Origin of the sequence: Fontibacillus panacisegetis (genome assembly GCF_900102215.1) — a bacterium.
In the GTDB taxonomy this organism is placed as follows: domain Bacteria; phylum Bacillota; class Bacilli; order Paenibacillales; family Paenibacillaceae; genus Fontibacillus; species Fontibacillus panacisegetis.
Genome location: NZ_FNBG01000004.1, coordinates 1 through 25,212, shown reverse-complemented (window position 1 = coordinate 25,212; position 25,212 = coordinate 1). Strand labels below are relative to the sequence as shown.

Here is a 25,212-nt window from a genome sequence, read left to right as displayed (position 1 = left end):
CAAATTCGAAAATTTATGAGACAATAGGTAAAATAAAATGAATATATTTAATCTTTAAATATTAAGGGAGGAATTATCCATGTCAGAAGAGCGCCAATTTGCACCCGAAACGTTAGCCGTTCATGCAGGTCAAGAAATCGATCCAACAACATATTCACGTGCAGTACCACTGTACCAGACGACATCCTACGGCTTCCGTGATACAGAGCATGCTGCCAACTTGTTTGGTCTGAAAGAATTCGGCAACATCTACTCCCGTATTATGAATCCTACGAATGATGTGTTTGAGAAGCGGGTTGCAGCGCTCGAAGGAGGCGTAGGAGCACTTGCTACAGCTTCGGGTCAGGCAGCGATTACTTTCTCCATTCTGAATATTGCCGGAGCTGGTGATGAAATTGTAGCTTCCAGCACTCTGTATGGCGGAACTTACAATTTGTTCTCGACGACACTTTCTAAGCTGGGCATTAACGTGAAATTTATCGATTCCTCGAATCCGGAAAATTTCCGTGCTGCCATTACAGATAAGACTAAAGCACTTTATGCTGAAACGATCGGAAATCCTAAGGGAGACATTCTCGATATTGAAGCAGTAGCAGCTATCGCTCATGAAAACGGAATTCCGCTCATCGTAGATAATACGTTCCCAAGCCCGTACTTGCTTCGTCCGATTGACTTCGGCGCGGACATCGTGGTTCATTCCGCTACGAAATTCATCGGGGGTCATGGTACGTCGATTGGCGGTATCATTGTAGATAGCGGCAAATTTGACTGGAAGGCAAGCGGGAAGTTCCCAGGGCTGATTGAACCAGATCCAAGCTATAACGGGGTAGTTTATACCGATGCAGTTGGACCACTTGCTTACATTATTAAAGCGCGTGTTCAGCTTCAACGTGACTTGGGCGCATCCTTGTCACCGTTTAACGCATGGCTTTTGCTTCAAGGACTTGAGACGCTTCATCTGCGCGTAGAACGCCATAGTCAAAATGCATTGAAAGTAGCCCAATTTCTTGAAGCTCATGACAAGGTAGAATGGGTAAGCTATGCTGGTCTTCCTAGTCATGAATCCTATGAGCTTGCGCAGAAGTACCTGCCAAAAGGTCAAGGCGCGATCCTGACTTTTGAGATCAAGGGCGGTGTCGAATCCGGTCGTAAACTGATCGAAAACGTGAAGCTGTTCTCGCACCTTGCCAATGTCGGCGATTCCAAATCATTGATTATTCATCCGGCCAGCACGACACATCAACAGCTTACTGAAGAAGCACAAAAAGCTGCAGGTGTTACACCAGGCTTGATTCGTTTGTCTGTAGGTACAGAGTCGATCGATGACATCCTGTATGATCTGGAGCAAGCAATCATCGCCAGCCAAGCGTAACAACGTCAGTATCACTATAATGTGTTAATTGGATAAAGTCATTATATTTACTATAATACAAAGAACCGTTGTTCGGATAGTCTGGACAGCGGTTCTTTTTTTAAGTTTATTTATCCAATAAAATCGCTTCTCAATTGCCTCTATTCAAAATATCCAGATTGAATATAGTTCGTTGAGATAAACTGTACTTTTACAATAATTTTGGCCAGACCTATTTACAAGGATCGCCAAAAGGATTAAACTTTAATTAAAGTTTCTCAAAGGAAAAATTATTGTACTAAACCAAAAATGATTATCGTTCTCAATTACATGCTGCTCCGGGATATCCCGGGGCGGCATGTGTCATTTTAAGGGCATTAAAAATGGTACTCATTCTCAATTACAAGCTCTTAGAGGTCGACTTTTTGAACTCTAACTATATTAAGGAGGAAATTTATATGCAAGCCATACAAAAAACGATGCCGGTTAAGCAAAATTCCGCCAATTTACCAACTCCAGGTCCACGTCGCCGCAAATCCCTTGGTAGACTACTTCGTCATAAAGAAATGATGTTTGCGATCATAAGTGGTGTGTTGATGTTAGCAGGTTGGGGATTCGGCTCATGGTCCCAAGTGTTATCGATCATTCTTTATATCGCAGCTTATGCCATTGGTGGATTCATGAAAGCGAAGGAAGGGCTTGAAACGCTGTTTAAAGAGCGCGATCTTGACGTGAATTTGTTGATGATTGCCGCAGCGCTAGGGGCAGCCTCGATTGGTTACTGGAATGAAGGTGCGATGCTGATCTTTATTTTTGCACTGAGCGGCGCGCTTGAATCCTTTGCAAGTGAGCAGAGCCTTAGAGATATTTCAGCGCTTATTGCGCTTAGACCGGAAAAGGCTCTCAAAGTAGATGACAATGGTGTGAGCTTGGTGAATGTTGAAGAACTGGCTGTAGGAGATCTTGTACTGGTGAAACCAGGAGAGGTTATTCCAACGGATGGTCTCATTCGTAGTGGTAGTTCAGCTATTGATCAGGCGACGATCACAGGGGAATCTATCCCGGTCGATAAAGCACTAGGCGACGATGTTTATGCTGGTACAATTAACGGAGAGGGAGCACTCTATGTTGAGGTCACTAGTCCTGCTGAAGGGACGCTGTTCTCCAAAATTATAGCCATGGTTGAGCAGGCTCAGAACGAGGCTCCTCAAACGCAGCGTTTTATAAAACGACTTGAAGGACTCTATGCAAAAGGTGTTGTCATAACAACGGTAGCTCTTATTGTGCTGGCTCCACTGCTTCTGGACTGGTCATGGTCATTTACTTTTTATAAAGCGATGGTATTTCTAGTTGTTGCTTCTCCGTGTGCATTGGTCTCATCAGTGATGCCGGCTATTTTGTCAGCTATGTCCAAGAGTGCGAGGAAAGGTGTATTGTTCAAGGGCGGAGCGCATATGGATCATTTGGGAGGAGCTAAAGCTGTAGCTTTTGATAAGACGGGGACACTTACGGCTGGAGAACCTATTGTTACAGAGCTGTATGTTACGGAAAAGTATGATCGTCTGGATGTATTGGCTGCTTGCGCATCGGCTGAAAATCTGTCTCAGCATCCTCTGGCTCGTGCAATTGTACGCAAAGCTGAAGAGGAGGGCGTTATTTTACAAGGAGCGGACGACCTTAAGGCTCTGCCCGGCTGGGGAATTGAGGCATCCATCGGTGGAGTGATTTGGCGGATCGGTAAAGCAGATGAGAATGATCCAGAGCTGCCATCTGTGCTTAGAGAACGTCTGCAAAAGCTGGCTGAGGAAGGTAATACTGTATCGGTTATTCAACAAGGTGAAGAGTATGCAGGAATCATTGCACTTCGTGATCATGTTCGTCCGCAGTCCAAGGTTGCTATTCAGCGTCTTCATGATATGGGGATCGTTACGGTTATGCTGACGGGTGATCGCAGCGGAACGGCTGAGGCGATCGCAAGAGAGGCGGGAATTGATCTGGTGTACAGCGATCTGCTGCCACAGGATAAAGTGAAGTATATCAGTGAGCTTCGTGAAGCGTATGGAAATGTAGTTATGGTAGGTGATGGTGTGAATGATGCACCGGCACTCGCTGCAGCAACTGTAGGTATTGCAATGGGCGGCGGTGGAAGTGGCGCTGCTCTTGATGTAGCTGATGTCGTGCTGATGAATGATAATCTTGAGAGGGTTGCGGAGACTATAGGATTAGCGCGCAGAGCGAGAGTGATTACGAAGCAAAATCTAGTTTTTGCTGGGGCTGTCATCTTGCTGCTTATATCTAGTAACTTCATACAAGGAATTCCTCTACCTCTTGGTGTAGTGGGTCATGAAGGAAGCACAATTCTTGTGATACTCAATGGATTGCGTTTGTTGAGATAGAGATATAAAATTAATCTATTTCATCATTCCTTCATTCAAAATTCACTGAACTACTACGCTACTATTATTGACACTCATTCGACGATTTACCATAATTAGTGATAGGTAAATAAAAGCACATTACGAGCTGTTTTTTCCTGCCATTATAAATTGCCTGTGAAGGAGGATTTTATATATGTATAAATCTATTATTATCGGTACTGGACCAGCAGGGTTAACGGCAGCTATCTATTTGGCTCGCGCTAATATGAAGCCCCTCATTATTGAAGGACCACAGCCTGGCGGCCAATTGACGACTACAACTGAGGTTGAGAACTTTCCAGGGTTTCCTGAGGGAATTATGGGACCAGAATTAATGGACAATATGCGTCAGCAAGCGGAGCGCTTCGGTGCGGAATTCCGTACTGGCTGGGTAAATAGTGTAGATATGAGCAACCGTCCCTTCAAGCTTCAAGTGGAAGGTATTGGCGAACTGATCACGGATACAATCGTGCTTTCTACAGGTGCGAGTGCAAAATATTTGGGCATTCCAGGGGAGCAAGATAATGTAGGTCGCGGCGTTAGCACTTGTGCAACTTGTGACGGGTTCTTCTTCCGCGGTAAAGAAATTATCGTAGTAGGCGGTGGAGATTCCGCTTTGGAGGAAGCTGGATTCCTGACTCGCTTTGCATCCAAAGTAACGCTTGTACACCGTCGTGATGAGCTTCGTGCATCCAAGATCATGCAGGATCGCGTGCGTAGCAACGAAAAAGTAGAATGGGCCTTAAACCGTACGCCGGTTGAGGTTGTTACGAATGACGCAGGTGTAACTGGCCTTCAGGTTCGCAACAATGAGACTGGTGAAGAGGAGCTGCTTACAGCTTCCGGCGTATTCGTAGCGATCGGTCATCATCCGAATACAGGCTTCCTTGACGGACAAATCGATACTGACGAGAATGGTTACATTATCGTGAAGCCGGGAACCAGTGAAACTAATGTACCAGGCGTATTTGCTTGTGGTGATGTTCAGGATACACGTTATCGCCAGGCGATTACCGCGGCTGGTAGCGGATGTATGGCTGCTATCGATTGTGAGAAATATATTGAAAATATTGAACATGAAACAGCAGCAGCTGTTAAATAAGAAGGGAAGGATAGATTTATGGACAACGTGATCGTCTATACAAGCACAAACTGCCCTCATTGCCGTCAAGTGAAGAGCTTTCTTAGCGAAAAAGGTATTTCTTATGAAGAACGTAACATTGAGCAAAATGACGAATACGCGCAACAAGTGTGGGATATGGGCTTGCGTGCAGTTCCTGTTACATTGATTGGTGAACATCGCATTATAGGAATGAACAAGCTGCAATTTGAAAAAGCTTTGACTTAGTAGGCTCGGTAGCTGTTATCATTTAATGAAAAAGAACCTTCAATTTCATCGTTAGGTGAATTGAAGGTTCTTTTTTCAAGTTCAATCAGTGCTGGATTCATATTTATACTTTAATCAAGTAAGTTTACAACAAGTTGAAAAACCAAATAAGTTGCGATGCTGCCGCCAATTAGACTGAAACCGATTCTTTTTTTGCCCTGAAACAGTCGCAGTACTCCAAGACTCACAAGCGGGGCAATGATGAGTAGAAAAACCATAACCGTAATAAACAATTCGATAGAAATATCCGAGATATCGACAATTGTCATAAAATTGAGTCTCGCTCCGTTTCTGTTATGAATGGCGATGCAATGATAAAAGTCATATATTATGGATTTTATTATATCAAAACATTAGTTATATGGTTAAAGTTGAATTAGGAAAATATGTGAAATTCAATCGACAAAACTAGAAACCTTTTGCAGGACAGCCTGTGATACAATGAGCGTGGAATGCAATTTTTGCTGAAGAGGAGTGGGTAACATGAGGCATGGAATTGCTAATCAGTGGTTGAAGATAGGTTTGATAACAGCTCTTTTAACTTTTGCTATTCCTCCAGGCTGGGGGACAATCCCTGCATACGCCATTTCGAATTCGAGTTCAGGCTATGTCATTTCGTCCAAAGAAATTCAGCAAAAATTGATAGAAGGTTTGGAAGCTCGCAAAAATGCGATCACTATAAAGTATAAAGGGAAAACTAAAAATCTCGATAAAATATTAAAGCAAGCCATAGCGGACGCTCTCGATATTGATCCGTATACGAAATATATTGTGGATCGGTATTCATTTTCATGGCGTGGTACGACAGGCACAGCAAAAATAAACTTTCAAGTGTATTATCGTGAGAGTGCCGAGCAATCTGCTTATGTGGACAAGCGAATAGATGGTATTTTAAAGAGCATAATGCAGCCTGGAATGAATCAACATCAGCGTATTAAAGCTATTCATGATTATGTAGTGCTTAACCTTAAATATGATGAGGATCTGCAAAAATATACTGCCTACGAGGGTCTCAGAACAGGAGAAGCGGTTTGTCAGGGATACTCGCTTTTGACTTACAAGCTGCTTAAGACAGCAGGATATACGAGTCACATTGTTGAAGGAACTGCGGGTGGTCAAGCTCATGCATGGAACCTCGTACTGCTGGATGGAGAGTGGTATCATCTGGATACGACTTGGGACGATCCGCTATCTAATGAACCGGGACAGGTTCGATATGAATATTATTTACGCACAGATCATGAGATGAAAGTGGATCATAAATGGACAAAAAAATACCCCGCATCCTCTGCGCTGTATAGAGAAATCCTCCGTTCCTTATCAAGCAAGGGTGGAACAGAGAAGGGGGTCTACACAGCTTTAGAGGATCAGCTAGGGTATAGTCTCTATTATGCTGATGCAGCTGTCAGCGATGGAGCCGGGCTGCAGGGAAAAGTGAAGCAAAGTATATCGGCTGGTAAAGAGACGGTAACCGTAAGGTATGCAGGTGCTGAAAATCAATTGATTAAAGATTTGAGCGCTCTGTACGATCTCGATATCGAAGATATTCGTTACTCTGCGAAATCCCTGGAAGGTACTGAGGATCTGCGGGTTGAAATATTCTGGAGAAATATCATTTAATTATTCGGCAGGTTTGACTGTAGGACTCAAATCACATTCATTTAATGGAATCAGCTTTGTTCGTTTGGTCCACTTATATCCTAGCCATAGAATGAGAAATAATGGGATGCTGATATAGGTGACGACAAAGCCGTACCAGTCCATTTTTTCTCCTGTAAATACAGCTGTGTTTTGGCCTAGAATAACGACGATACAGAGCACAAATGCAAAGATCGGTCCGAATGGGAACCATCTTGCTTTGTAAGGAAGCTCGTTCAAATCGCGACCTTGGGCTTGGAAAGCCCGACGGAAACGGAAGTGACTGATTGCGATTCCCAGCCATGTAATAAAGCCGCACATTCCGGATGCATTCAGAAGCCATGTGTAAACAATGCCATCCCCAAACATGGAGGCAAAAAAGGCAGTCATTCCGACAAGAGTCGTAAGAAGCACGGCATTGATCGGTACCCCGCGAGAATTCAGCTTGGCAAGAGCTTTAGGCGCTTTTCCTCGCTTAGCCAGAGAATAGAGTACACGAGAAGAGGCATACATTCCTGAGTTCCCTGCCGATAGTACGGAAGTCAGAATGACAGCATTCATGACGGAAGCAGCAAAGGCAAGCCCGGCTTTTTCAAATACAAGAGTAAACGGACTGACGCCGATATTTTCAATACCGCCCTTCAGAAGATTTGGATCAGTATACGGAATCAGAAGGCCGATAACGAAAATCGCTAGTATATAGAAAATCATAATACGCCAGAATACTTGGCGAATGGCACGCGGTACATGCTCCCGGGGGTTGTTGCTTTCTCCTGCAGCTACCCCGATCATCTCGGTTCCTTGGAACGAGAAGCCTGCTGCCATAAATACACCAAGGAAGGCAAAAAAGCCGCCATGAAAAGGTGCATCTCCTGCTGTGAAGTTTTTGAAGCCGACAGCTTCTCCTCCCATAATGCCCAGAATAATGAGTAGACCGACAATGAGGAAGATGATAACAACGGTTACTTTTATTGTAGCAAACCAATACTCCGATTCCCCATAGCCTTTAACGGATAGTACGTTAAGACCGAGAATGAGAGCAAGGAACAGTAAACTCCATAAGAAAGATGAGCTTTCCGGAAACCAGTACTTGATAATAAGAGTGGCTGCTGACAATTCGGCAGCGATGGTAATCGCCCAGTTGTACCAGAAGTTCCATCCCATAGCAAAGCCTAACGATGGATCAACGAAACGGGAAGCATAGGTCTCAAAAGATCCAGAGTCAGGTACATATGTTGCGAGTTCTCCAAGACTGGTCATCAGAAAATATACCATAATACCTACAGCTATATAGGCGAGCAGAGCTCCACCCGGACCAGCCGAAGCGATAGCGCCACCACTGGCGAGGAACAGCCCAGTACCGATGGAACCGCCAAGAGCGATCATCGTCATATGCCTGGCTTGAAGTCCAGGCTTCAGTGACTTTGCGCCCTGGTAGTTTGTTTTGTTGTTCTTGCTCATATTGCAACACTCCTTAAGTTTTCCTTCTAGGAGAATGACGTGAATGACAAAAAGACCGCGGAAAGGACTCCGCGGTCTTTAATTCTACCGTGTATCCGCACCATTCTTCCTGAAGATAGCTCAACACGAATGTCCCTGATACAGGATCAAACGTGACAGTTCTGTCCCTTTCGGTAACAGTCCCAGCATGCTTGGTGATTGAAGCGAACCAAGCAAACTTCGGCGACGGTGCCTTTTCACGAAATTCCTCGGCGGCTTCAAGCGCCTCCTTCCGTGTACTCTTCACAATCGCGACCTCTACCTCATCTTTGTGAATGATGAGGCTTATTTAGTTGTTTTAGCTGTTCAAAGTATATAGCAAGTCCTGGAGCAGAACAATGTCTAAATAATGACAAATGCAGCTTGCATCAGCCTGATAAGACCACATCATTCCGAAGTAGGAGTACGATCACGTTTCGCCATTTGCTGCCATACTGTGCCTGCTGCAGCTTCACCTGATTCAATTCGTTCGACAGCCATTCTTGCCTGAAGACTCACTTCAAATTCGGGATCATCAGATGCTATTCGCAGCGGGTCGAGAGCGTCGTCAGTACCGGCTTCATACAGGAAGCGGGCAGCGCGCCAACGCACGAGCTTGCTGCTATCTTGCAGTGCAGCGATCATCGGACCCGTTGCGGCTGGATCTCCGATATCAGAGAGAGTATCACCAGCTGTGCGGCGAACAGCGGCTGAAGAATCTCGTAAAGCATTGTAGAGTAATTCCATTGCTTCAGGTGTTCGAAGGTCACCCAAATAGACGATTGCAAGACGGCGAATTTGCATTTGGCGGTCTTTCAAGGCATCAGCAAGAAGAGGAAGTGCATATTCGTCTATTTGCTGCAACGCTTCGAGTCCCGCATAACGCTCATGCCAGTCTTCAGCGCTGAAATATTCGCGGACTTCGTCAAGACTGAGCTTCCGGCGCTGCTCGATGAACTCCACCTCACTTTTGCCATGAGCGATCGCTTGCTTGATAATGTCCTGCAAACGATCATGAGGGAAGGCCGCTTCAAGCTCCTGCTCAACTTCACGAGCGATGTCGGGAAGCTCACCGTAGCGAACGCCGTAATCTACAAGCTTGCGCTCCTTGATGAGTGTAGCGCTGGCTACTTCAGTAACAGCCGAGACAAAGCGTTGAGAGAGTGAAATACGTTCCTCATGAGTTCTCGCTTTTACCCGAATTTGCATCGGAATGCCACGGAAAAATTGCACAAATACTTGTGCCTCCCCATATCCGCTAATTTCAAAATTCTCCGAGTCCCATATGGATTCTACATGGTCTTGTCCAAATTGCTCCTGAACCTCGGATAGAATGGCCGCCCAATCTGAGCTGGATTTGCGGTCTAATGCGATAAAATCTGCGGTGTGGAAAATACTCTTAACGCCGGAGATGTGGAGCATTTTACGAATCCAGACAGGGGCTGATCGTTCGTTTTCCAGTGTATATGTTTTTCGAATACCCGGTTCCAAAGATTCATCAAGGTGAAGCTTCATGGAATTGGGGCTCGGTGTTGGTTCAATAAATACAATTTTCATAGTTTGTTCACATCTCCTTCAAACATTATTTTACCGTAATCGCTTAGGAATAAAAAGGAATCCGTTCGGCACAATAAGCATGATGCTTGAAAAAGGTGGGTGGAAGATGTTCAGAAGACAAGAAAGGATTTTGATCATCGTCTGTTTCGTGGTAGCAGTAATCATGCTGTATGCCTTAATAAAAAGTGTAGCTCGAATGATGAACTATTATTAGAGGCTAGAAAAGTTCATAAGGAGATGATCATCAAATGGTTGATTTGGACCCCGTAACTCTAAGCCGGATGCTGACCGGCCTTACATTAATAGTACATATTGTATTCGCGTCAATCGGGGTTGGTGTTCCTCTTATGATCGCTCTCGCAGAATGGAGAGGAATCCGCAAAAATGACCCTCATTACACGCTTTTAGCCCGCAGGTGGGCACGAGGGTTTGTTATTTCTGTGGCAGTAGGCGTAGTAACTGGTACGTCTATTGGATTACAGCTTAGCTTGCTATGGCCAACATTTATGAGAGTAGCCGGGCAAGCCATTGCGCTCCCATTGTTCATGGAGACGTTCGCTTTTTTTGTAGAGGCGATATTTCTTGGGATTTATTTGTACACTTGGGAGAGATTCAAGAAGCCAATGATTCATTTGCTCTTGTTGATTCCTGTAGTGTTGGGGTCTTCGGCGTCTGCATTTTTTATAACCTCACTAAATGCATTTATGAATGCGCCTCAGGGATTTACGCTGAAGAACGGGGTTTTTGCCGAATTCAAACCATTAGTGGCGATGTTCAATCCGGCGACTCCGACTAAAGTATCTCATGTACTTGCATCCTCATATACTGCCAGTGCGGGTTTGCTTGCGGGTATAGCAGCTTATAGTCTGCTTAGAGGGAGAAAGGAAGCATATTTCAAAAAGGCACTGAAACTAACCGTTATCTCAACATTTGTTTTTGCTGTATCGACAGCGATTATCGGAGACTTTTCAGGCAAATTTCTTGCCAAGTATCAACCGGAGAAACTAGCAGCAGGGGAATGGCATTTTGAGACAACTGATAGGGCACCATTAATATATGGTGGTGTTATGGATGAGAGCGGCAGCATTAAATATGCAATCAAAATTCCGTATGCGCTGAGCATATTGGCGGGGAATTCTCCTAATACGGAAGTCATTGGGTTAAATGAGTTTCCTGTGGATGAACGACCTTCATTAAAGATCCATTATTTGTTCGACACGATGGTGACCATTGGTGGTTTGCTTGTATTAATTCCACTGATCTATATGTTTAGACACAGGTTATCCAGGAAAGGGAACAAACGAGGATATCCCAAATGGCTGTTGGTTTGTCTCGTTCTGCTTGGACCTTTAGCTATGGCCGCTACTGAACTAGGATGGTTGTATGCAGAATTTGGACGTCAGCCTTGGATCGTTCGAGGTTATATGAAAGTAGCGCATGCGGCTACAACGCAAGATACTGTCGGTTACATGATTATTCTGTTCCTCGCGTTGTACATTGTACTATGTCTATCCTGCGTGAAGGTATTAGCCAAACTGTTCCGTAACAAAGACGTAGTAGAGGAGATGCGTGAGCTTGGTATCCATGCTAAGGGAGGGATGAAGCCGTGAGTTATGAAGTTGTGGGGATTACGATACTGTGGACGTTTTTGTTCGGATATCTGATTGTTGCGTCAGTAGATTTCGGAGCAGGCTTCTTCAGTTACTATACTGCGGTTGTTACAAGGCATGAAAATAAAGTGCATAACATTATTCAGCGATATCTGACTCCAGTGTGGGAAGTGACAAACGTATTTTTGATTTTCTTTGTGGTCGGTTTGGTCGGTTTTTTTCCAGATACCGCTTATTTTTACGGCACAGCACTGCTGGTTCCAGGTAGCCTCGCAATTGTCCTACTGGCACTTCGGGGGGCTTATTACGCTTATAATACTTACGGCAGCAGCAAGGAAAACGACAAAATTTATATGACGATTTACGGGGCAACGGGTTTGTTGCTTCCTGCAGCGCTATCGACGATATTGGCTCTTTCGGAGGGCGGGATCATTACAGAAACGAATGGCAAGGTCAGGTTGGATTGGATACAGTTTTTTAGCAATCCGTATACTTGGTCTGTTGTCATACTCGCGCTGGTATCGGTGCTTTACATTTCAGCGATGTTTCTAAGCTATTATGCGAAAAGAGCAGAAGATCAGCATTCGTTTGAATTACTCCGCAGGTATGCGCTATTTTGGAGTGGACCAACGATTCTGGCCTGTGTATTCGCCTTTTTTCAAATTAACCGTCAAAATCCAGAGCATTTCGAGAATATGTTAAATATGTCTTGGATGTTTATCGCTTCACTGATTTGCTTTCTAATTGCCGTTTATTTTGTATGGAAAAAGGTGAATTTAGGGTGGGCGTTTGTTCTCGTCATGCTGCAATTTGCTTTTGCTTGGTACGGATATGGACGATCTCATCTACCGTACATTCTGTATAATCAGATTAGCATTTACGAAAGCTTTACGAATGAGACGATGGCAATCGCGCTTATTATAGCTTTCATTGCAGGATTGTTCATTTTGATCCCATCTCTAATTTTGCTGTTGAGGTTGTTTCTGTTCGATTCTAAATATGTACGTGGACATTCGCCAAAGAAGGGGTGACGGGATGGAGGAATTTCTCATTATGATAGCGCCGCAGGCTGTTATTGTGATTACAGTGCTGTTTTTATTTCTGTATGCAAGCAAATACAGGGACCCGGCAGACTGAGTTTATAAAAATTTGGAATAACGTAGCGGTTGTTTTAAAATGAAAGAGTTAACGGGATTTGGAAGGAGGTATCCTCACTATGCCAAGAACACGCTACAACAATTTGGATAACGTAAATACAGACCGATCGTTGAAGCAGCTCAGGCAGTGGAGGGAAGAGAGACGGAAAAAGAAGAAGGATTATTCTTATATTATTCCTAACATGCCGCCGCAGCTCGATTTTTTGTCGCAAAATCAAGGAGAAGTGTCCATTACGTGGATTGGCCATTCTACCTTTTTGATTCAGTATGAAGGGTTAAATATTGTTACAGATCCCGTATGGGCAGCCCGAATGGGATTCCAGCGCCGAATTGGCACTCCGGGTATAGCGATTCAAGACATTCCGAATATAGACATTATTCTCATATCCCATTCTCACTATGACCACATGCATCTGGCTTCGATTCGAAAGCTGTACGGTGCTGAAACAAGACTTATTGTTCCGGTTGGGCTTGGACGCAAAATGATTCGAAAGGGATTCCAGCGCACCTACGAGCTTAAGTGGTGGGATGACCTTCAAGTAGGTAATGTAAGGATTTCCTTTGTCCCCACCCAGCATTGGACGCGTCGAACTCTGTTTGATATCAACACCTCTCATTGGGGAGGTTATATATTAGAAGCAGTGGAAGCAAGGGAAGATTATCGTCCACCCACCGTATATTTTGCAGGAGATAGCGGGTATTTTCGTGGATTTGTAGACATTGGCAAAAAATATGAGATCGATGTTGCACTTATGCCCATAGGGGCGTATGAACCTGAGTGGTTCATGAATAGTCAGCATACGACACCTGAGGAGGCTCTTCAGGCGTTTATAGACGTTAATGCCAAAATAATGGTTCCTATGCACTATGGAACATTTCGCCTTGCGGATGACACTGCAAGAGAGGCGCTTGATCGGCTTGAAGCGGATCGGCAGCGTCGCAGCGTTCCGGTGGAGAGTATCCGTGTGCTAATGCATGGGGAGACACTTCGATTTCCAAAAGAATGAGGATGAATAAATTATAACGGGGTTATCCAATCTGAGGGGTAACCTTTTGTTTTTGTATTCATCAGATGTCGCAAGGTGACATTCCGCTTCTCTCAACTTATGCGGCGATCTATGGTATAATATTGTGCCAGTAGCGCTATTAATGAAAAAGGATGGTAATGCCTAATATGATTAGCACAAATGGTGTAACGCTCCGTTATGGAAAACGAGCACTTTTCGAGGATGTGAATATAAAATTTACACCGGGGAACTGCTATGGATTGATCGGAGCAAACGGTGCCGGCAAGTCAACTTTTCTTAAAATTTTGTCTGGTGAAATCGAAGCTAACCAAGGCGAAGTAAGCATGACTCCGGGAGAACGTATGGCAGTACTGAAACAGAATCATTACGAATATGACGAGTTTCAAGCTCTTGAAACGGTTATTATGGGCCATGCAAGACTCTATTCCATTATGAAAGAGAAGGATGCTCTGTACGCCAAAGCCGACTTCACAGAAGCAGACGGTATGCGTGCAGGTGAGTTAGAAGGCGAGTTTGCTGAGCTTAATGGTTGGGATGCTGAGCCGGATGCGGCTGCGCTCTTGATTGGACTTGGTATTCCACGCGAATTGCATGACAAGAAAATGGCTGAACTTAGTGGGAATGAGAAGGTACGTGTACTCCTTGCGCAAGCTCTGTTCGGTCGTCCGAACAATCTGTTGCTCGATGAGCCTACCAACCACTTGGATTTGGAATCTATTCAATGGCTGGAGAACTTCCTCATGGACTACGAGGGAACAGTTATTGTTGTATCCCATGACCGTCACTTCCTGAACAAAGTTTGTACGCACATTGCGGATATTGATTTCGGTAAAATCCAGATGTATGTAGGTAACTATGATTTCTGGTACGAGTCGAGCCAATTGGCGCTCACGTTACAACGTGACGCTAATAAGAAAAAGGAAGAGAAGATTAAGGAATTACAAGCCTTTATTCAACGTTTCTCCGCTAATGCGTCTAAATCGAAGCAAGCGACTTCGCGTAAGAAGCAGCTTGATAAAATTACGCTGGAAGATATTCGTCCTTCGAACCGGAAATATCCGTTCTTGCACTTTAAGGCTGAACGTGAAGCGGGTAAGCAGTTGCTAACTATTGATAGTCTGAATAAGACTGTAGAAGGCGATAAAGTGCTGGATAACGTGAGTTTTGTAGTCAACAAAGGCGATAAGATTGCTTTTGTAGGACCTAACTCGCTGCCGAAGTCTACGTTGTTCCAAGTTGTCATGGGCGAGCTTGAGCCGGACGCTGGCGAATACAGCTGGGGCGTAACGACTTCGCAAGCGTATTTCCCTAAAGATAACTCTGCTTATTTCGATGGAGTAGAGATTAATCTGGTAGACTGGCTGCGTCAATATTCCAACGATCAGGATGAGACATTCCTTCGTGGATTTTTGGGACGTATGCTGTTCTCTGGTGAAGAAGCACTCAAGAAAGCAAGTGTATTGTCCGGGGGAGAAAAGGTACGTTGTATGCTCGCTAAAATGATGCTGAACGGAGCGAATGTTCTCTTGTTCGATGAGCCTACCAACCACCTTGATTTGGAGTCGATTACAGCGCTTAACAACGGGCTTATCGACTTTGATGGAACGATCATGTTTACATCGCATGACCATCAATTTATTCAGACGATTGCTAACCGCATCATTGAGATTACACCTAATGGAATTATCGATCGTGTCATGTCCTATGACGAGTATCTGGAGAACGAAGAAGTTCAAAATTTACGCAAGAGCATGTATCCAGAGGAAGATAAATAATGTATGAACAAGTCGCCAGCTTAATGCTGCGGCTTGTTTTTTTGGACAAAAACAGGAATAGGGAGTGGGGAGGAATCGCGATAAGCTGATTCCTCCTCACTCCCTATGGTCTGTGAACAAGAGTCGATTCTATGAGCCACCAGTACGACGGCGCTGGTTGTTAGGCTTTTTATTGTTTTGACTCTTCAGCATTTTAGTCTGCTGACCACCATTTATTCCTTGCTTGTTACCCGTTTGCTGCTGTTTTTTTTGCTGCAGTTTTTGCCGCATTGCTTCAGCCAAATCGATTTTACGGGGTTCATTTGTTTCCGTCATCGATATCATCTCCTTAAATTAAAAAAAGGGGGTTGTCCCTATTCTATACGTTTTTAAATAACGGTACAACGGGAATAATGTTTAAGGCTCGCTTTAGCCTTGTGCAACACTGTTTCTCTAGACCCACACGGATATTGTTTGCTACGATGATGTAACGATTTGAAATTCTTCAAATAGGGGAGAAACCTGGAGGTGCGCAACATTGAATGTCTACGATGATATTCGAAAGGGAGAACGCGGAGCTTGGGTGAGTATTTCCGCTTATATAATACTATCTGCGTTTAAATTAATTAGTGGATATTTATTTGTATCTAGCGCATTAATAGCGGACGGTTTTAATAATTTGACGGACATCGTTGCGTCGGTAGCAGTATTAATTGGATTAAAAATTTCACAGAAACCACCTGATTCTGATCATGCTTACGGCCATTTCCGCGCGGAGACGATTGCTGCGCTGGTTGCCTCATTTATTATGGCTATGGTAGGGATTCAAGTCATTATTGGAGCGATTCGCTCTCTGATCGAAGGGAATAATACAGAGCCTCATTTATGGTCTGCGGGAGTAGCTGTTGTGTGTGCGGTTGCTATGTGGGGAGTCTACATATATAACAGCAGACTTGCGAAACAAATTAACAATCATGCTCTTATGGCTGCTGCAAAAGATAATTTATCCGATGCTATGGTCAGTGTAGGTGCTGCTGTCGGTATTGTTGGTGCTCAATTCGGACTTCCGTGGCTGGATACAGTTGCTGCCTTCGCAGTAGGCCTGCTGATCTGTAAAACAGCTTGGGACATTTTCAGAGATTCTACACATAATCTTACGGATGGTTTTGACGAGAAGGAGCTTAAGGATTTACGCAGCACGATTGCACGAATTGAGGGAGTCGAGGGAATAAAAGATTTAAAGGCGCGAGTACACGGTAATCACGTTTTGGTTGATGTTGTGATTGAGGTTGATCCTGAATTAACTGTAACGGAAAGTCATCATATCAGTGATCTTGTTGAAGAGCGTATGGTAAAGCGCCAAAATGTAATGCATGTTCATGTACATGTCGAGCCCAAATCTTAACACTGAATTGTTTGCATGGAACCTCGTTATTTGCGGAGATTGCTGCCAAAGTGCATCTTTTTATCGGATACACTGATCAGTAATGAGAATGCGTGCAAAAGTGCATCTTTTTTGTGTCAGAACGTTTGTTTTGACTAAATTAGATTAATAAAAATGTACTTTTGCAGGTTTTCATCATGATTAGTGATATTCATTGTAAAAGCATGTATTTTTGCAGTAATTTGCGTAGGGTAACGGGGTTATTTTTTTGCCTATTTTTATAGATTTGTAGTTCTTTGGTACTACAATTGCAGGCGATGGAATCCCGAATAACTAAATAATGTGAAAATCGACTTATTTAGACAAAGTTCGACAAGAGATATAATGGAAGAGAGTCCAAAGAAAGGAGGGAAGATGTAATACTCACCTAATACATCCAAGATTATCAACATCAAGGAGGCGCATCTATGAAACGCAGTATAGCAATTTTTACAATGAGCGCAATGCTCTTATCTTCCTACATGACCATGCAAGCCCCAGCTTCGGCAGCGGCTTCGACAACGACAGCAATTTCTTCATCCATAGCGAAAGGTCATATCGTTGGCGGCGTTAATTTACGGAATAAGCCATCACTTTCATCAGGCAAAATAATTGGATTTTTGAAGAAGGGCACTAATGTCGCTATTCTGGATAAAAGTAATAAATATTACTATAAAGTAAAAACTTCAGGCGGCCATACTGGCTATGTAAGTAAATCAAGTAAGTATATTAAATTGAGTTCAAATTCCTCACAGAGTAAGCCCGGACAAGGATCAGAGGTTTCTTCGTCATTAACAGAGAAGATTAATTTGGTAATAAAAACGGGTAAAAAATATTTAGGAACTCCATATGAGTTTGGTTCAGATCGAAGCACAACGTATACGTTTGACTGTTCGGACTTCGTGAAACAAGCATATAAGGAGGCATTAGGTATCGTCCTTCCCGCAGATTCCCGCAAACAAGGTGACTGGATCAAGGAACAAGGCACAGCGGTTTATAATATCGGAAGCTTGAAGGCAGGAGATTTGGTCTTTTTTATGAGCTACAAAGGATCATCAGCCTCTGCTTACGCTGGAGTTGACAAGAGTTCGGAAAAAATAACACATGTGGCTATATACCTTGGAAATGGTCAATTGCTTCATACTTACTCCAATAAATCGGGTGGGGTACGTATCGATACGCTTTCCAAGTCGTGGGAACATCGTTTTCTATTTGGAGGCAGTGTGTTGAAATAATGTAATTGAAAGCAATCATTATCATGCTATATATAAGCTTCAACGGGTCGATAGGGAATACATTGATCCGTGAAGCTTTTTTATTATGCAACGGGTGCTAACACAACTAGTGTAAACTTGCTTTGTACTCGAAAGACTAGTATTTTGTAATTGGATAGCGAAAAGGAGGAATGACGGATGGGAAAACGCCGTTTGTTAGTAGGATTGATACTTATGGCACTCGTGCTTCTGCTAGCCGCCTCTTGGCTGTACATCCGGCCATCTAAAACTTTGGATATGAATTATACCGAAATCGCATGGCGGGATAAGCTGCGGCAAATGGCAGAGACTCGTAAACCTGAAATAACCATTACACAGTCTGAGTTGAACCAGTTAGCGAAAAAAGGGCTTGCTGAAAATATCAGCAGCAAGGAGCTGCCATTCGAAGTTTCGGGATCAGAATTTCAATTAAACGCAGACATGCTTCTTGTATATATTAATGGTGCTTGGGGGCCAGTAGAATTTGGAGCAGAAGTGGAATATTCTCTGGTATACAGTGAGGGAAAATTAATTTTACAGCCTGAAAAAATATCGATAAGACATATTTCTGTTCCTCCTCAGCAGGTCGGACTTGAACCCATTGTGATTGATATGACATCTTATTTCCCTGATTTCATAAAAATTGAAGAGGTCGACTTTCCCGGAAAAGCCGTCACTGTTAAATTCGCACTCGACTGGCTGGAGATCGCAAGTTATTTGAATTTATTGTAAAATACAAAAACAGAGATGGCCGGCCAAGGGGATTTCTTGGCAACCACTCTGTTTTTGTATTATTTATGGCTTATTGAGTTTAGCCTTTTCTCCTTATAAGGAACGGCTTCTTCCAGTGAATAGCGAGATGATAAAAATGACCAGAAATAAGAAGAAGAGTACTTTTGCAATGGAAGCGGCTGCCGCTACGATGTTAAAGAAACCGAATATACCAGCTACTAGAGCTATGACAAGAAAAATTAATGACCATCTTAACATGCTAATCATTCTCCCTTCATCGTAAAATATTGTATAGTGGTACTAGGGACTTGTAGAAACTTTAACCAAGACATCTGTGATTGAAACAACAGATCTTCGGGTACAAAGTGACAGAAAGAGAGGGATTTATATGATTTGGCAAATAAGTATAGCACTCATTGCGGTAGCCTTTGTAGTATTAGTCATTTTCCTTATTAAGACGCTAAGGGCAGCTGAGAAGTCGTTACACACTACTGCCCAGACTCTGCAGGACGTACAGAAAACGATCGATGAGCTTAGTGTTGAAGTGAAGCAGGTAGTGAGGCAAGCCAATGAAATAACGAGTGATTTGCAGCATAAGATGGATCAGGTAGATCCTGTACTAGAATCTGTAAAAAATGTAGGCGATGTATTGAATGAAGTAACTCTAGCTGCCAAGCAAGTGTCATCTTCACTTATTGGAAGAATCAAAAATTCTCCAAGAAGCTCAAAAGTCACAACCAATGCTTCAGGTGCTCCAGTTGGAATATCTAGTCCTGTACCAAAGTCTCACAATGCAAGCAATGAATCCGCTTCAGATGCTCATAAACAGGGGGGCTGGGTGAAGTGGGTCGACATCGCAGCTACCGTGTGGCAGAAATATCGTACGTGATATGTTGTTTCAAAACTGAAATGATCGGGTAAATATAGTTCAAATTATAGATAAGGAATGGGAATTATTACCCATTCCTTATCTATGTTTTGTAGATGTTGCGACAGCAAAGGGTTGAGCCGGAATTGGAAGGTTTTTGCAAATGTTAAAAAGAGGGATTTTGTTCCTTTTTGACGAAGAAGACGGAGTCGAGATGTAGTCACAGGTCAATTATTAGGATTTCGGCAATTTTGTAGAAACTAAGGAGTACTATTGTATGAGAATATTAATCGTTGACGATAATCCGACAAATGTGATCATTATTCGTGAAATTCTGAAAAAAGAAGACTATTGGGATACTGTCTCGGTATCTTCAGCTTTTGAGATGTTGGAAAGATTGGGAATTACCCATCCGGGAGAAAATCTGAAGGCTGGTCCATCGGATATTGATTTGATATTACTAGATATGATGATGCCAGTAATGGATGGAATTGAAGCTTGTCGTATACTGCAGCTGTACGATAATTTGAGAGATATCCCTATTATTATGGTTACAGCTGTCGGAGATTCTAAGAAGCTCGCTGAAGCTTTGGATGCAGGAGCTGTTGATTATGTAACCAAACCAATCAATAAGGTGGAGCTGATGGCAAGGCTAAGGCTCGCACTCAGGCTTAAACAAGAAAAGGACTGGCATAAGGAACGGGATCAGCGAATCCAGGACGAGCTGAAACTAGCGGCTTTGATTCAAAATGCAGTATTAAGTTCTCCGATTCAGGATCCTCATTTCGAGATTGATGCTCTGTATAAACCCTCATTTGAACTTGCTGGAGATTTGTATTCCTGGTATCCGTTGGGAGACGGGAGGTACGGAATCATCCTGCTAGATATGATGGGTCATGGCTTCTCATCATCCCTGTTCTGTATGTTCATTGCCTCTGTTTTGAAAGACATCGTAAATACCTATGTGGAGCCTGAAAAGGTCATTCAGGAATTAAACCGCAGATTCAATCAATTGCATATTGAGAACCAGCTTGTGCAGTATTATTTTACGGCGATTTATCTTGTGGTGGATACGAAATACAAAAAAATCGATTATGTAAATGCGGGGCATCCTCCGGCGATTTTTTATCATGGAAGTAATCAAGCTATTAAACTGGATGTTGTGTGTCCGCCTGTAGGATTATTCGACAAAATAGATGCTACCACTCAAACGATCCCATATGAAGATGAAGGACATATCGTAATGTATACGGATGGTCTCATGGAAGTGATAGAGGGGGCGCGCGAAGAACAGATGGATATGTTGGACAAGACGTTCAGGGGTAGTCACTTTTTTAATAAAGGAGAAATGCAGGCTATATTTTTCGATGATCAGGTCCTTCAGGAACGTGAAGATGACAAGTGTTTAGTATGGATATCGCTTAAGGATTCATCGATAGATAATATGGTATAAGCGGGAGGATTTCATGGGGGTTGAAGAGCCAATTCATATCTTGCTGGTAGATGACTGTCCCAAGAGCTTGGTAGCCTTGGAAGCGGTTCTGGATAGTGAGCCATATAATTTGGTCAAAGCTGCTTCTGGGGAAGAAGCGTTAAGATTGCTGCACAGGGATAGTTATGCAGTCATTGTACTTGACGTTCAAATGCCTGGAACAAACGGAATTGAAACCGTTAAGCTAATCAAGACCCAGGAGAAGTCGAAGGAAATACCTATCATTTTTACCGTTGATGAATGCACGGAAGCAATGCAATTGTATGCCGGAAGTTCGACGGGTGTCATTGATTATGTAATGAAGCCATTTGTTCCTCAGGTGATTAAATCCAAGATTGATGGGTTTGTCGATATGTATCAGACTAATCAACGCCTTAAGGCACAGAGCATGCTGCTACAGCAAAAAACACAAGAGCTGGAAAGAATTTACGAAGAGCTGATGAGGGCGAGAGAAGCGGCTGAAATTGCAGTTAGAGCAAAAACTGAATTTCTGGCTATGATGAGTCATGAAATTCGTACCCCAATGAACGGGGTGATCGGTATGATTGACGTTTTGATGGAGACTGAGCTTAAGGATGAACAGAAGGAATATGCCCAAATCATTCGGGGCAGTGCTGATACGTTGAGTACGGTAATTAATGATATTCTGGATTTTACGAATATGGAGTCCGGTATTATGGTACTGGAAGAGAGTCCTTTTGAATTACGCGCTGCAATTGAGGATGTAATTGGTATGTTTGTTATGGACGCACGCAATAAGAATCTCGAGCTTGTGTGTGTCATACAAGAGGATGTCCCCGCTATTTTGTATGGGGATATGGGAAGACTTCGGCAAGTGCTGATTCAGCTGATTACGAACGCAATGAAATTCACCGAAGAGGGTGGTATTTACCTCTTTGTTTCTGTCGCAGGTAAAGATGAAGATAAATATGTACTGGAGTTTACCGTCAAGGATACGGGAGTTGGCATAGCTCCTGATAAGATCGATAGTCTGTTTAAGCCTTTCTCTCAGCTTGATTCTCCAATGACTAGAAAGCATGGCGGTACAGGCCTTGGGCTTGCGATTTGCCAGACTCTTGTTCATATGATGGGTGGAGAAATTGGACTTGATGTGGAGAATGAGAACGGGGCAGCATTTAATTTTACAATTTGTGCGTATAGTGTCGAATCTCCCGAAGCGACGGGAGTATATTTTGATTCACGTGTCGAAATGAAGGGTTATGTATAGTGAAAACAACTTTCAGGAGAGATTGTCTATGAATATGAGTAGGAATGAGAAGTTTAATGTTACGTCTCATTTGGAGGATGGCATCTGTACAGTCGCTTTAAGTGGTGAGTTGGATTTGTCCGTTGCACCTGAACTTCGTCAGGTCATGGAGCCTCTGGTTGTCGATGAGACGATTGATTTAGTTATCAATTTGAAGGAATTAAAGTACATCGATAGCACGGGCATAGGAATTCTACTGTCAATTCTAAAGACAAGGCATGGAATGAATTCCGGTTTCCTTGTTGAGGAAGTTCCTGATCAAATACAGAAATTGTTCGATATGACCGGGATCGCGAAGTTTTTTGCTGCTGAGAATTCCCATTAGGAAAGGAAAGATTGATTGTGACAGTGACAGACGAAGCGCAGAAAGTAGTAATCAGTTTGCCTGCAAAGGCTGAATATGTGGATATTGTAAGACTAAATCTCTATGGAGTAGCCTCCAAAATGGGTTTTTCCTTTGAAGAGATTGAAGATATGAAAGTAGCCGTTTCAGAAGCATGTAACAACTCGGTTCTTTACGCTTACAAACATGACCAGGGCAACATGGAAGTCACCTTCGATATCATTGCAGATGAATTGCAAATCACGGTCAGAGATGAAGGGGAGAGCTTTGATGCGTGGGGCAAGGCGGCTGGACGAACCGGACTGCATGATAAGGATCTGGAGGATGCACAGATCGGCGGTTTAGGATTCTATCTCATGCAGGCGCTAATGGACAATGTTAGCGTTGAGAGTGAGTCCGGCAGAGGTACAAAGGTGGTCATGTCACGAAGGCTCATACCAAGCGAGGAGAGAGTATGACCGATAAGTTGACTACTCCCCAGTCGACTAATGAAGCAATAGAACTTATTAGAAAATACCAGCAAACGATGGATAATGAGATTGCTACAGTTCTGATTCAAAAATATGAACCTATGGTCAAGATGGCTGCAGGCAAAATTTCACGTACTCGTACTGACTTGTATGAGGATTTGTATCAGGTTGGCAGTATGGCACTCATTCGTCTTCTTCAGCAATATGATATCGAGCTGGGTATTCCCTTTGAACCGTATGCGATGAAGAGCATGATCGGGCATATGAAAAATTTTCTGCGAGACAAGTCATGGTATATACAAGTGCCCCGAAGAATTAAGGAAAAGGGTGCGCTTGTTCAACAAGCAATCGATGAACTCACTATAAAATTGGAGCGTTCTCCTGATGTAACGGAAATTGCAAATTATTTAGAGTTATCTGTCGAGGAGACGGTTGAGGTTCTTGCCGGGCGAGAGTGCTATCATTATGTATCGCTGGATTCTCCTTTGTCTCAGGAGGAGAGTGCTGCAACTCTCGGTGAGCTCATCAGTTCTGAGGCCAACGACTATGATACGGTAGAGAAAAGAATGGATCTGCAGCAAGCCTTGGGTCAGCTTAAGGAACAAGAGCAGCAGGTACTGATTCTCGCTTTTCAGGAAGGACAGTCTCAACGTGCAATCGCACAGCAGCTAGGTCTTTCTCAGATGAGCGTATCCCGTATTCAGAAGCGGGCGACAGAGAAATTGAAACAAATTATGTCTAATTCTAGTTAAATATATTACTTCGATACGCCACTCTTTGGATGTGGCGTTTTTTTTTTGCTTCGGCTGTACTATACTTTAATGACGGTATCAGTGTGGATTTGGAAGGAGACAGCAATAGAATGGATACGACTTTGATACAAGAGTTTCGCGGGGGATTACTGGAATGTGTCCACCGTGGTCATATATGTGTAGTAGACGAACATGGACAGGTGGTCAAGTATGTTGGCGATCCTCATTACAGAGCTTTCACGAGATCATCAGCCAAACCGATTCAGGCAATTCCGGGAATCCGTGCAGGGCTTATAGAGGAGTTTGGGTTGACTGAGGAAGAGGTTGCCGTAATGACCGCTTCCCATCGAGGTGAACATATCCATGTTCAAGCGCTAGAAAACTTGATCAAGAAGACAAGTCTTCAGGAAGATAACATGGTGTGCGCTCCTAGCTTGCCGCTTAATGAAGAAGCTGCGGAGTGCTTGCTTCGCGAAGGGGGGCATCGCCGTCGACTGTATCATAATTGTGCGGGTAAGCATCTCGGCGTTCTTGCCTACTGTAAAATGCGCAGTCTCCCGCTAGAGGGCTACAATGACCGTCAGCATCCTGTTCAGCAGGAGATTGCCGATACGTTCGCAAATCTGGCGAATATTCCGCAGGAAGAAATCGGCCGTGCAATTGATGGCTGCGGATTTCCAGTCTTTAATCTTCCGTTATCGGCTCTGGCAACAGCATACATGAAGTTGGCTTGCCCGGATTTGATTGAAGATCCAGCGACAGCTAAGGCGGTCTCAACAATAACCTCAGCAATGAATCATTATCCACACTTGGTTGGTGGAAGTGGCAAAGTAGATTCAATTATGCTTGAGGATGACAATCTGATCGCCAAGGGTGGCTTTAAAGGGGTATTCGCTTTTAGTTTACGTAAGGAAAGATTGGGTGTTGCTTTTAAGGTGGCGGATGGCTCTGAAGAGGAATGGGGACTTATTGCGCTTGGCATTCTGGAGCAGCTTGGATATAGCAATCAGAACACAATACAGCAATTACGTGATACCTTCTCTACAGATATCAGAAATGATGAGGGATGGACGGTAGGAAATGTTGAATCGGTGTTCACTCTAGAGTAATAACAATGGGGCTGTCCTAAAAGTAGGGTTAGTGTCAAAACTAGAAATAGCGGTGCAAGGAAGATGATCCCTGCACCGCTTGATCCTGCCACACATTCTATGACCGTATCTCAAGTGTAATAGTG

Annotated in this window: 24 protein-coding genes, 1 pseudogene and 1 riboswitch; of the genes and pseudogenes, 20 read left to right on the top strand and 5 right to left on the bottom strand. The window is 43.5% G+C overall.

What is annotated here, in order from left to right; genetic code table 11:
* The first annotated feature begins 79 nt into the window (after positions 1-79).
* The 4 genes from BLS49_RS05430 (at position 80) to BLS49_RS05415 (ending at position 5,116) form a co-directional block, all read left to right on the top strand.
* A complete protein-coding gene (locus BLS49_RS05430; protein WP_091227366.1) occupies positions 80-1,372 on the top strand; it encodes a homocysteine synthase in 1,293 nt (430 codons plus the stop codon).
* A gap of 437 nt (positions 1,373-1,809) precedes the next feature.
* Positions 1,810-3,747 carry a heavy metal translocating P-type ATPase gene (locus BLS49_RS05425; protein WP_091227364.1) on the top strand — a complete coding sequence of 646 codons (1,938 nt, stop codon included), beginning with the start codon at positions 1,810-1,812 and terminating at the stop codon, positions 3,745-3,747.
* Between the two features lie 175 nt (positions 3,748-3,922).
* Positions 3,923-4,870 carry a thioredoxin-disulfide reductase gene (trxB, locus tag BLS49_RS05420; RefSeq protein ID WP_091227363.1) on the top strand — a complete coding sequence of 316 codons (948 nt, stop codon included), beginning with the start codon at positions 3,923-3,925 and terminating at the stop codon, positions 4,868-4,870.
* A gap of 18 nt (positions 4,871-4,888) precedes the next feature.
* Entirely contained in the window at positions 4,889-5,116 is a 228-nt protein-coding gene (locus BLS49_RS05415) for a glutaredoxin family protein (protein WP_091227361.1), read from the top strand.
* Positions 5,117-5,226: 110 nt separating this feature from the next.
* Here BLS49_RS05415 and BLS49_RS05410 read toward each other — a convergent pair whose 3' ends face one another.
* Positions 5,227-5,424, bottom strand: a complete 198-nt coding sequence (locus tag BLS49_RS05410; RefSeq protein WP_091227359.1) for a hypothetical protein — start codon at positions 5,422-5,424, stop codon at positions 5,227-5,229.
* Positions 5,425-5,638: 214 nt separating this feature from the next.
* Between BLS49_RS05410 and BLS49_RS05405 the strand changes: the two genes are divergently transcribed.
* Complete coding sequence (locus tag BLS49_RS05405; protein WP_091227358.1) at positions 5,639-6,775, top strand: transglutaminase domain-containing protein; 1,137 nt, start codon at positions 5,639-5,641, stop codon at positions 6,773-6,775.
* On the opposite strand, the gene BLS49_RS05400 is transcribed toward BLS49_RS05405, so the two are convergent.
* Positions 6,776-8,254, bottom strand: coding sequence for an amino acid permease (locus BLS49_RS05400; protein WP_091227356.1), 1,479 nt, complete (start codon positions 8,252-8,254; stop codon positions 6,776-6,778).
* A 108-nt stretch (positions 8,255-8,362) separates the two neighbouring features.
* Positions 8,363-8,562: riboswitch (Lysine riboswitch) on the bottom strand.
* Between the two features lie 118 nt (positions 8,563-8,680).
* Complete coding sequence (locus BLS49_RS05390; protein WP_091227353.1) at positions 8,681-9,829, bottom strand: conserved virulence factor C family protein; 1,149 nt, start codon at positions 9,827-9,829, stop codon at positions 8,681-8,683.
* A 248-nt stretch (positions 9,830-10,077) separates the two neighbouring features.
* On the opposite strand from BLS49_RS05390, the gene BLS49_RS05385 reads away from it, so the two are divergent.
* The 5 genes from BLS49_RS05385 to BLS49_RS05370 all read left to right on the top strand — a co-directional run bounded on the left by BLS49_RS05385 (position 10,078) and on the right by BLS49_RS05370 (position 15,399).
* Positions 10,078-11,439 (top strand): cytochrome ubiquinol oxidase subunit I, encoded by a 1,362-nt coding sequence (locus tag BLS49_RS05385; protein WP_091227352.1) that lies wholly within the window; start codon positions 10,078-10,080, stop codon positions 11,437-11,439.
* Positions 11,436-12,470 carry a cytochrome d ubiquinol oxidase subunit II gene (locus BLS49_RS05380; protein ID WP_091227351.1) on the top strand — a complete coding sequence of 345 codons (1,035 nt, stop codon included), beginning with the start codon at positions 11,436-11,438 and terminating at the stop codon, positions 12,468-12,470. The genes BLS49_RS05385 and BLS49_RS05380 overlap by 4 nt, the downstream gene beginning before the upstream one ends.
* Positions 12,471-12,474: 4 nt before the next feature.
* Positions 12,475-12,576: a cytochrome bd oxidase small subunit CydS family protein gene (cydS, locus tag BLS49_RS25710; protein WP_376769581.1), complete on the top strand. Its 102-nt coding sequence runs from the start codon at positions 12,475-12,477 to the stop codon at positions 12,574-12,576.
* 79 nt (positions 12,577-12,655) lie between these two features.
* Positions 12,656-13,603 carry an MBL fold metallo-hydrolase gene (locus BLS49_RS05375; RefSeq protein WP_091227349.1) on the top strand — a complete coding sequence of 316 codons (948 nt, stop codon included), beginning with the start codon at positions 12,656-12,658 and terminating at the stop codon, positions 13,601-13,603.
* A gap of 167 nt (positions 13,604-13,770) precedes the next feature.
* Positions 13,771-15,399 carry an ABC-F family ATP-binding cassette domain-containing protein gene (locus BLS49_RS05370; protein WP_091227348.1) on the top strand — a complete coding sequence of 543 codons (1,629 nt, stop codon included), beginning with the start codon at positions 13,771-13,773 and terminating at the stop codon, positions 15,397-15,399.
* A 129-nt stretch (positions 15,400-15,528) separates the two neighbouring features.
* Here the strand turns inward: BLS49_RS05370 and BLS49_RS05365 are convergent, their stop codons facing one another.
* Complete coding sequence (locus BLS49_RS05365) at positions 15,529-15,714, bottom strand: hypothetical protein (RefSeq protein ID WP_091227346.1); 186 nt, start codon at positions 15,712-15,714, stop codon at positions 15,529-15,531.
* Positions 15,715-15,916: 202 nt separating this feature from the next.
* On the opposite strand from BLS49_RS05365, the gene BLS49_RS05360 reads away from it, so the two are divergent.
* The 3 genes from BLS49_RS05360 to BLS49_RS05350 all read left to right on the top strand — a co-directional run bounded on the left by BLS49_RS05360 (position 15,917) and on the right by BLS49_RS05350 (position 18,786).
* Complete coding sequence (locus BLS49_RS05360) at positions 15,917-16,783, top strand: cation diffusion facilitator family transporter (RefSeq protein ID WP_091227344.1); 867 nt, start codon at positions 15,917-15,919, stop codon at positions 16,781-16,783.
* A 446-nt stretch (positions 16,784-17,229) separates the two neighbouring features.
* A complete protein-coding gene (locus BLS49_RS05355; protein ID WP_091227343.1) occupies positions 17,230-18,036 on the top strand; it encodes a C40 family peptidase in 807 nt (268 codons plus the stop codon).
* A 177-nt stretch (positions 18,037-18,213) separates the two neighbouring features.
* A complete protein-coding gene (locus BLS49_RS05350; protein WP_091227341.1) occupies positions 18,214-18,786 on the top strand; it encodes a hypothetical protein in 573 nt (190 codons plus the stop codon).
* A 93-nt stretch (positions 18,787-18,879) separates the two neighbouring features.
* Here the strand turns inward: BLS49_RS05350 and BLS49_RS05345 are convergent, their stop codons facing one another.
* On the bottom strand, positions 18,880-19,044 hold the full coding sequence (locus BLS49_RS05345; RefSeq protein WP_091227339.1) for a DUF1328 domain-containing protein: 165 nt from the start codon (positions 19,042-19,044) through the stop codon (positions 18,880-18,882).
* A 130-nt stretch (positions 19,045-19,174) separates the two neighbouring features.
* Here BLS49_RS05345 and BLS49_RS05340 point away from each other — a divergent pair, with 130 nt between their 5' ends.
* The 7 genes and pseudogenes from BLS49_RS05340 to BLS49_RS05310 all read left to right on the top strand — a co-directional run bounded on the left by BLS49_RS05340 (position 19,175) and on the right by BLS49_RS05310 (position 25,087).
* A complete protein-coding gene (locus tag BLS49_RS05340; RefSeq protein WP_091227338.1) occupies positions 19,175-19,675 on the top strand; it encodes a DUF948 domain-containing protein in 501 nt (166 codons plus the stop codon).
* Positions 19,676-19,931: 256 nt separating this feature from the next.
* Positions 19,932-21,107, top strand: coding sequence for a SpoIIE family protein phosphatase (locus BLS49_RS05335; protein WP_091227336.1), 1,176 nt, complete (start codon positions 19,932-19,934; stop codon positions 21,105-21,107).
* Positions 21,108-21,120: 13 nt separating this feature from the next.
* Positions 21,121-22,296 (top strand): annotated as a pseudogene (locus tag BLS49_RS05330) (response regulator); the annotation flags it as partial.
* Between the two features lie 106 nt (positions 22,297-22,402).
* Positions 22,403-22,738 carry an STAS domain-containing protein gene (locus BLS49_RS05325; protein ID WP_091227333.1) on the top strand — a complete coding sequence of 112 codons (336 nt, stop codon included), beginning with the start codon at positions 22,403-22,405 and terminating at the stop codon, positions 22,736-22,738.
* Positions 22,739-22,761: 23 nt separating this feature from the next.
* The gene (gene rsbW, locus BLS49_RS05320; RefSeq protein WP_091227604.1) at positions 22,762-23,214 is read left to right on the top strand and encodes an anti-sigma B factor RsbW; all 453 of its coding nucleotides are present in this window, start codon (positions 22,762-22,764) and stop codon (positions 23,212-23,214) included.
* On the top strand, positions 23,211-23,978 hold the full coding sequence (locus BLS49_RS05315) for a sigma-70 family RNA polymerase sigma factor (RefSeq protein WP_091227331.1): 768 nt from the start codon (positions 23,211-23,213) through the stop codon (positions 23,976-23,978). Before rsbW ends, BLS49_RS05315 begins: the two co-directional genes overlap by 4 nt.
* A 110-nt stretch (positions 23,979-24,088) precedes the next feature.
* Positions 24,089-25,087, top strand: a complete 999-nt coding sequence (locus tag BLS49_RS05310) for an asparaginase (protein WP_091227330.1) — start codon at positions 24,089-24,091, stop codon at positions 25,085-25,087.
* Positions 25,088-25,212 lie beyond the last annotated feature (125 nt).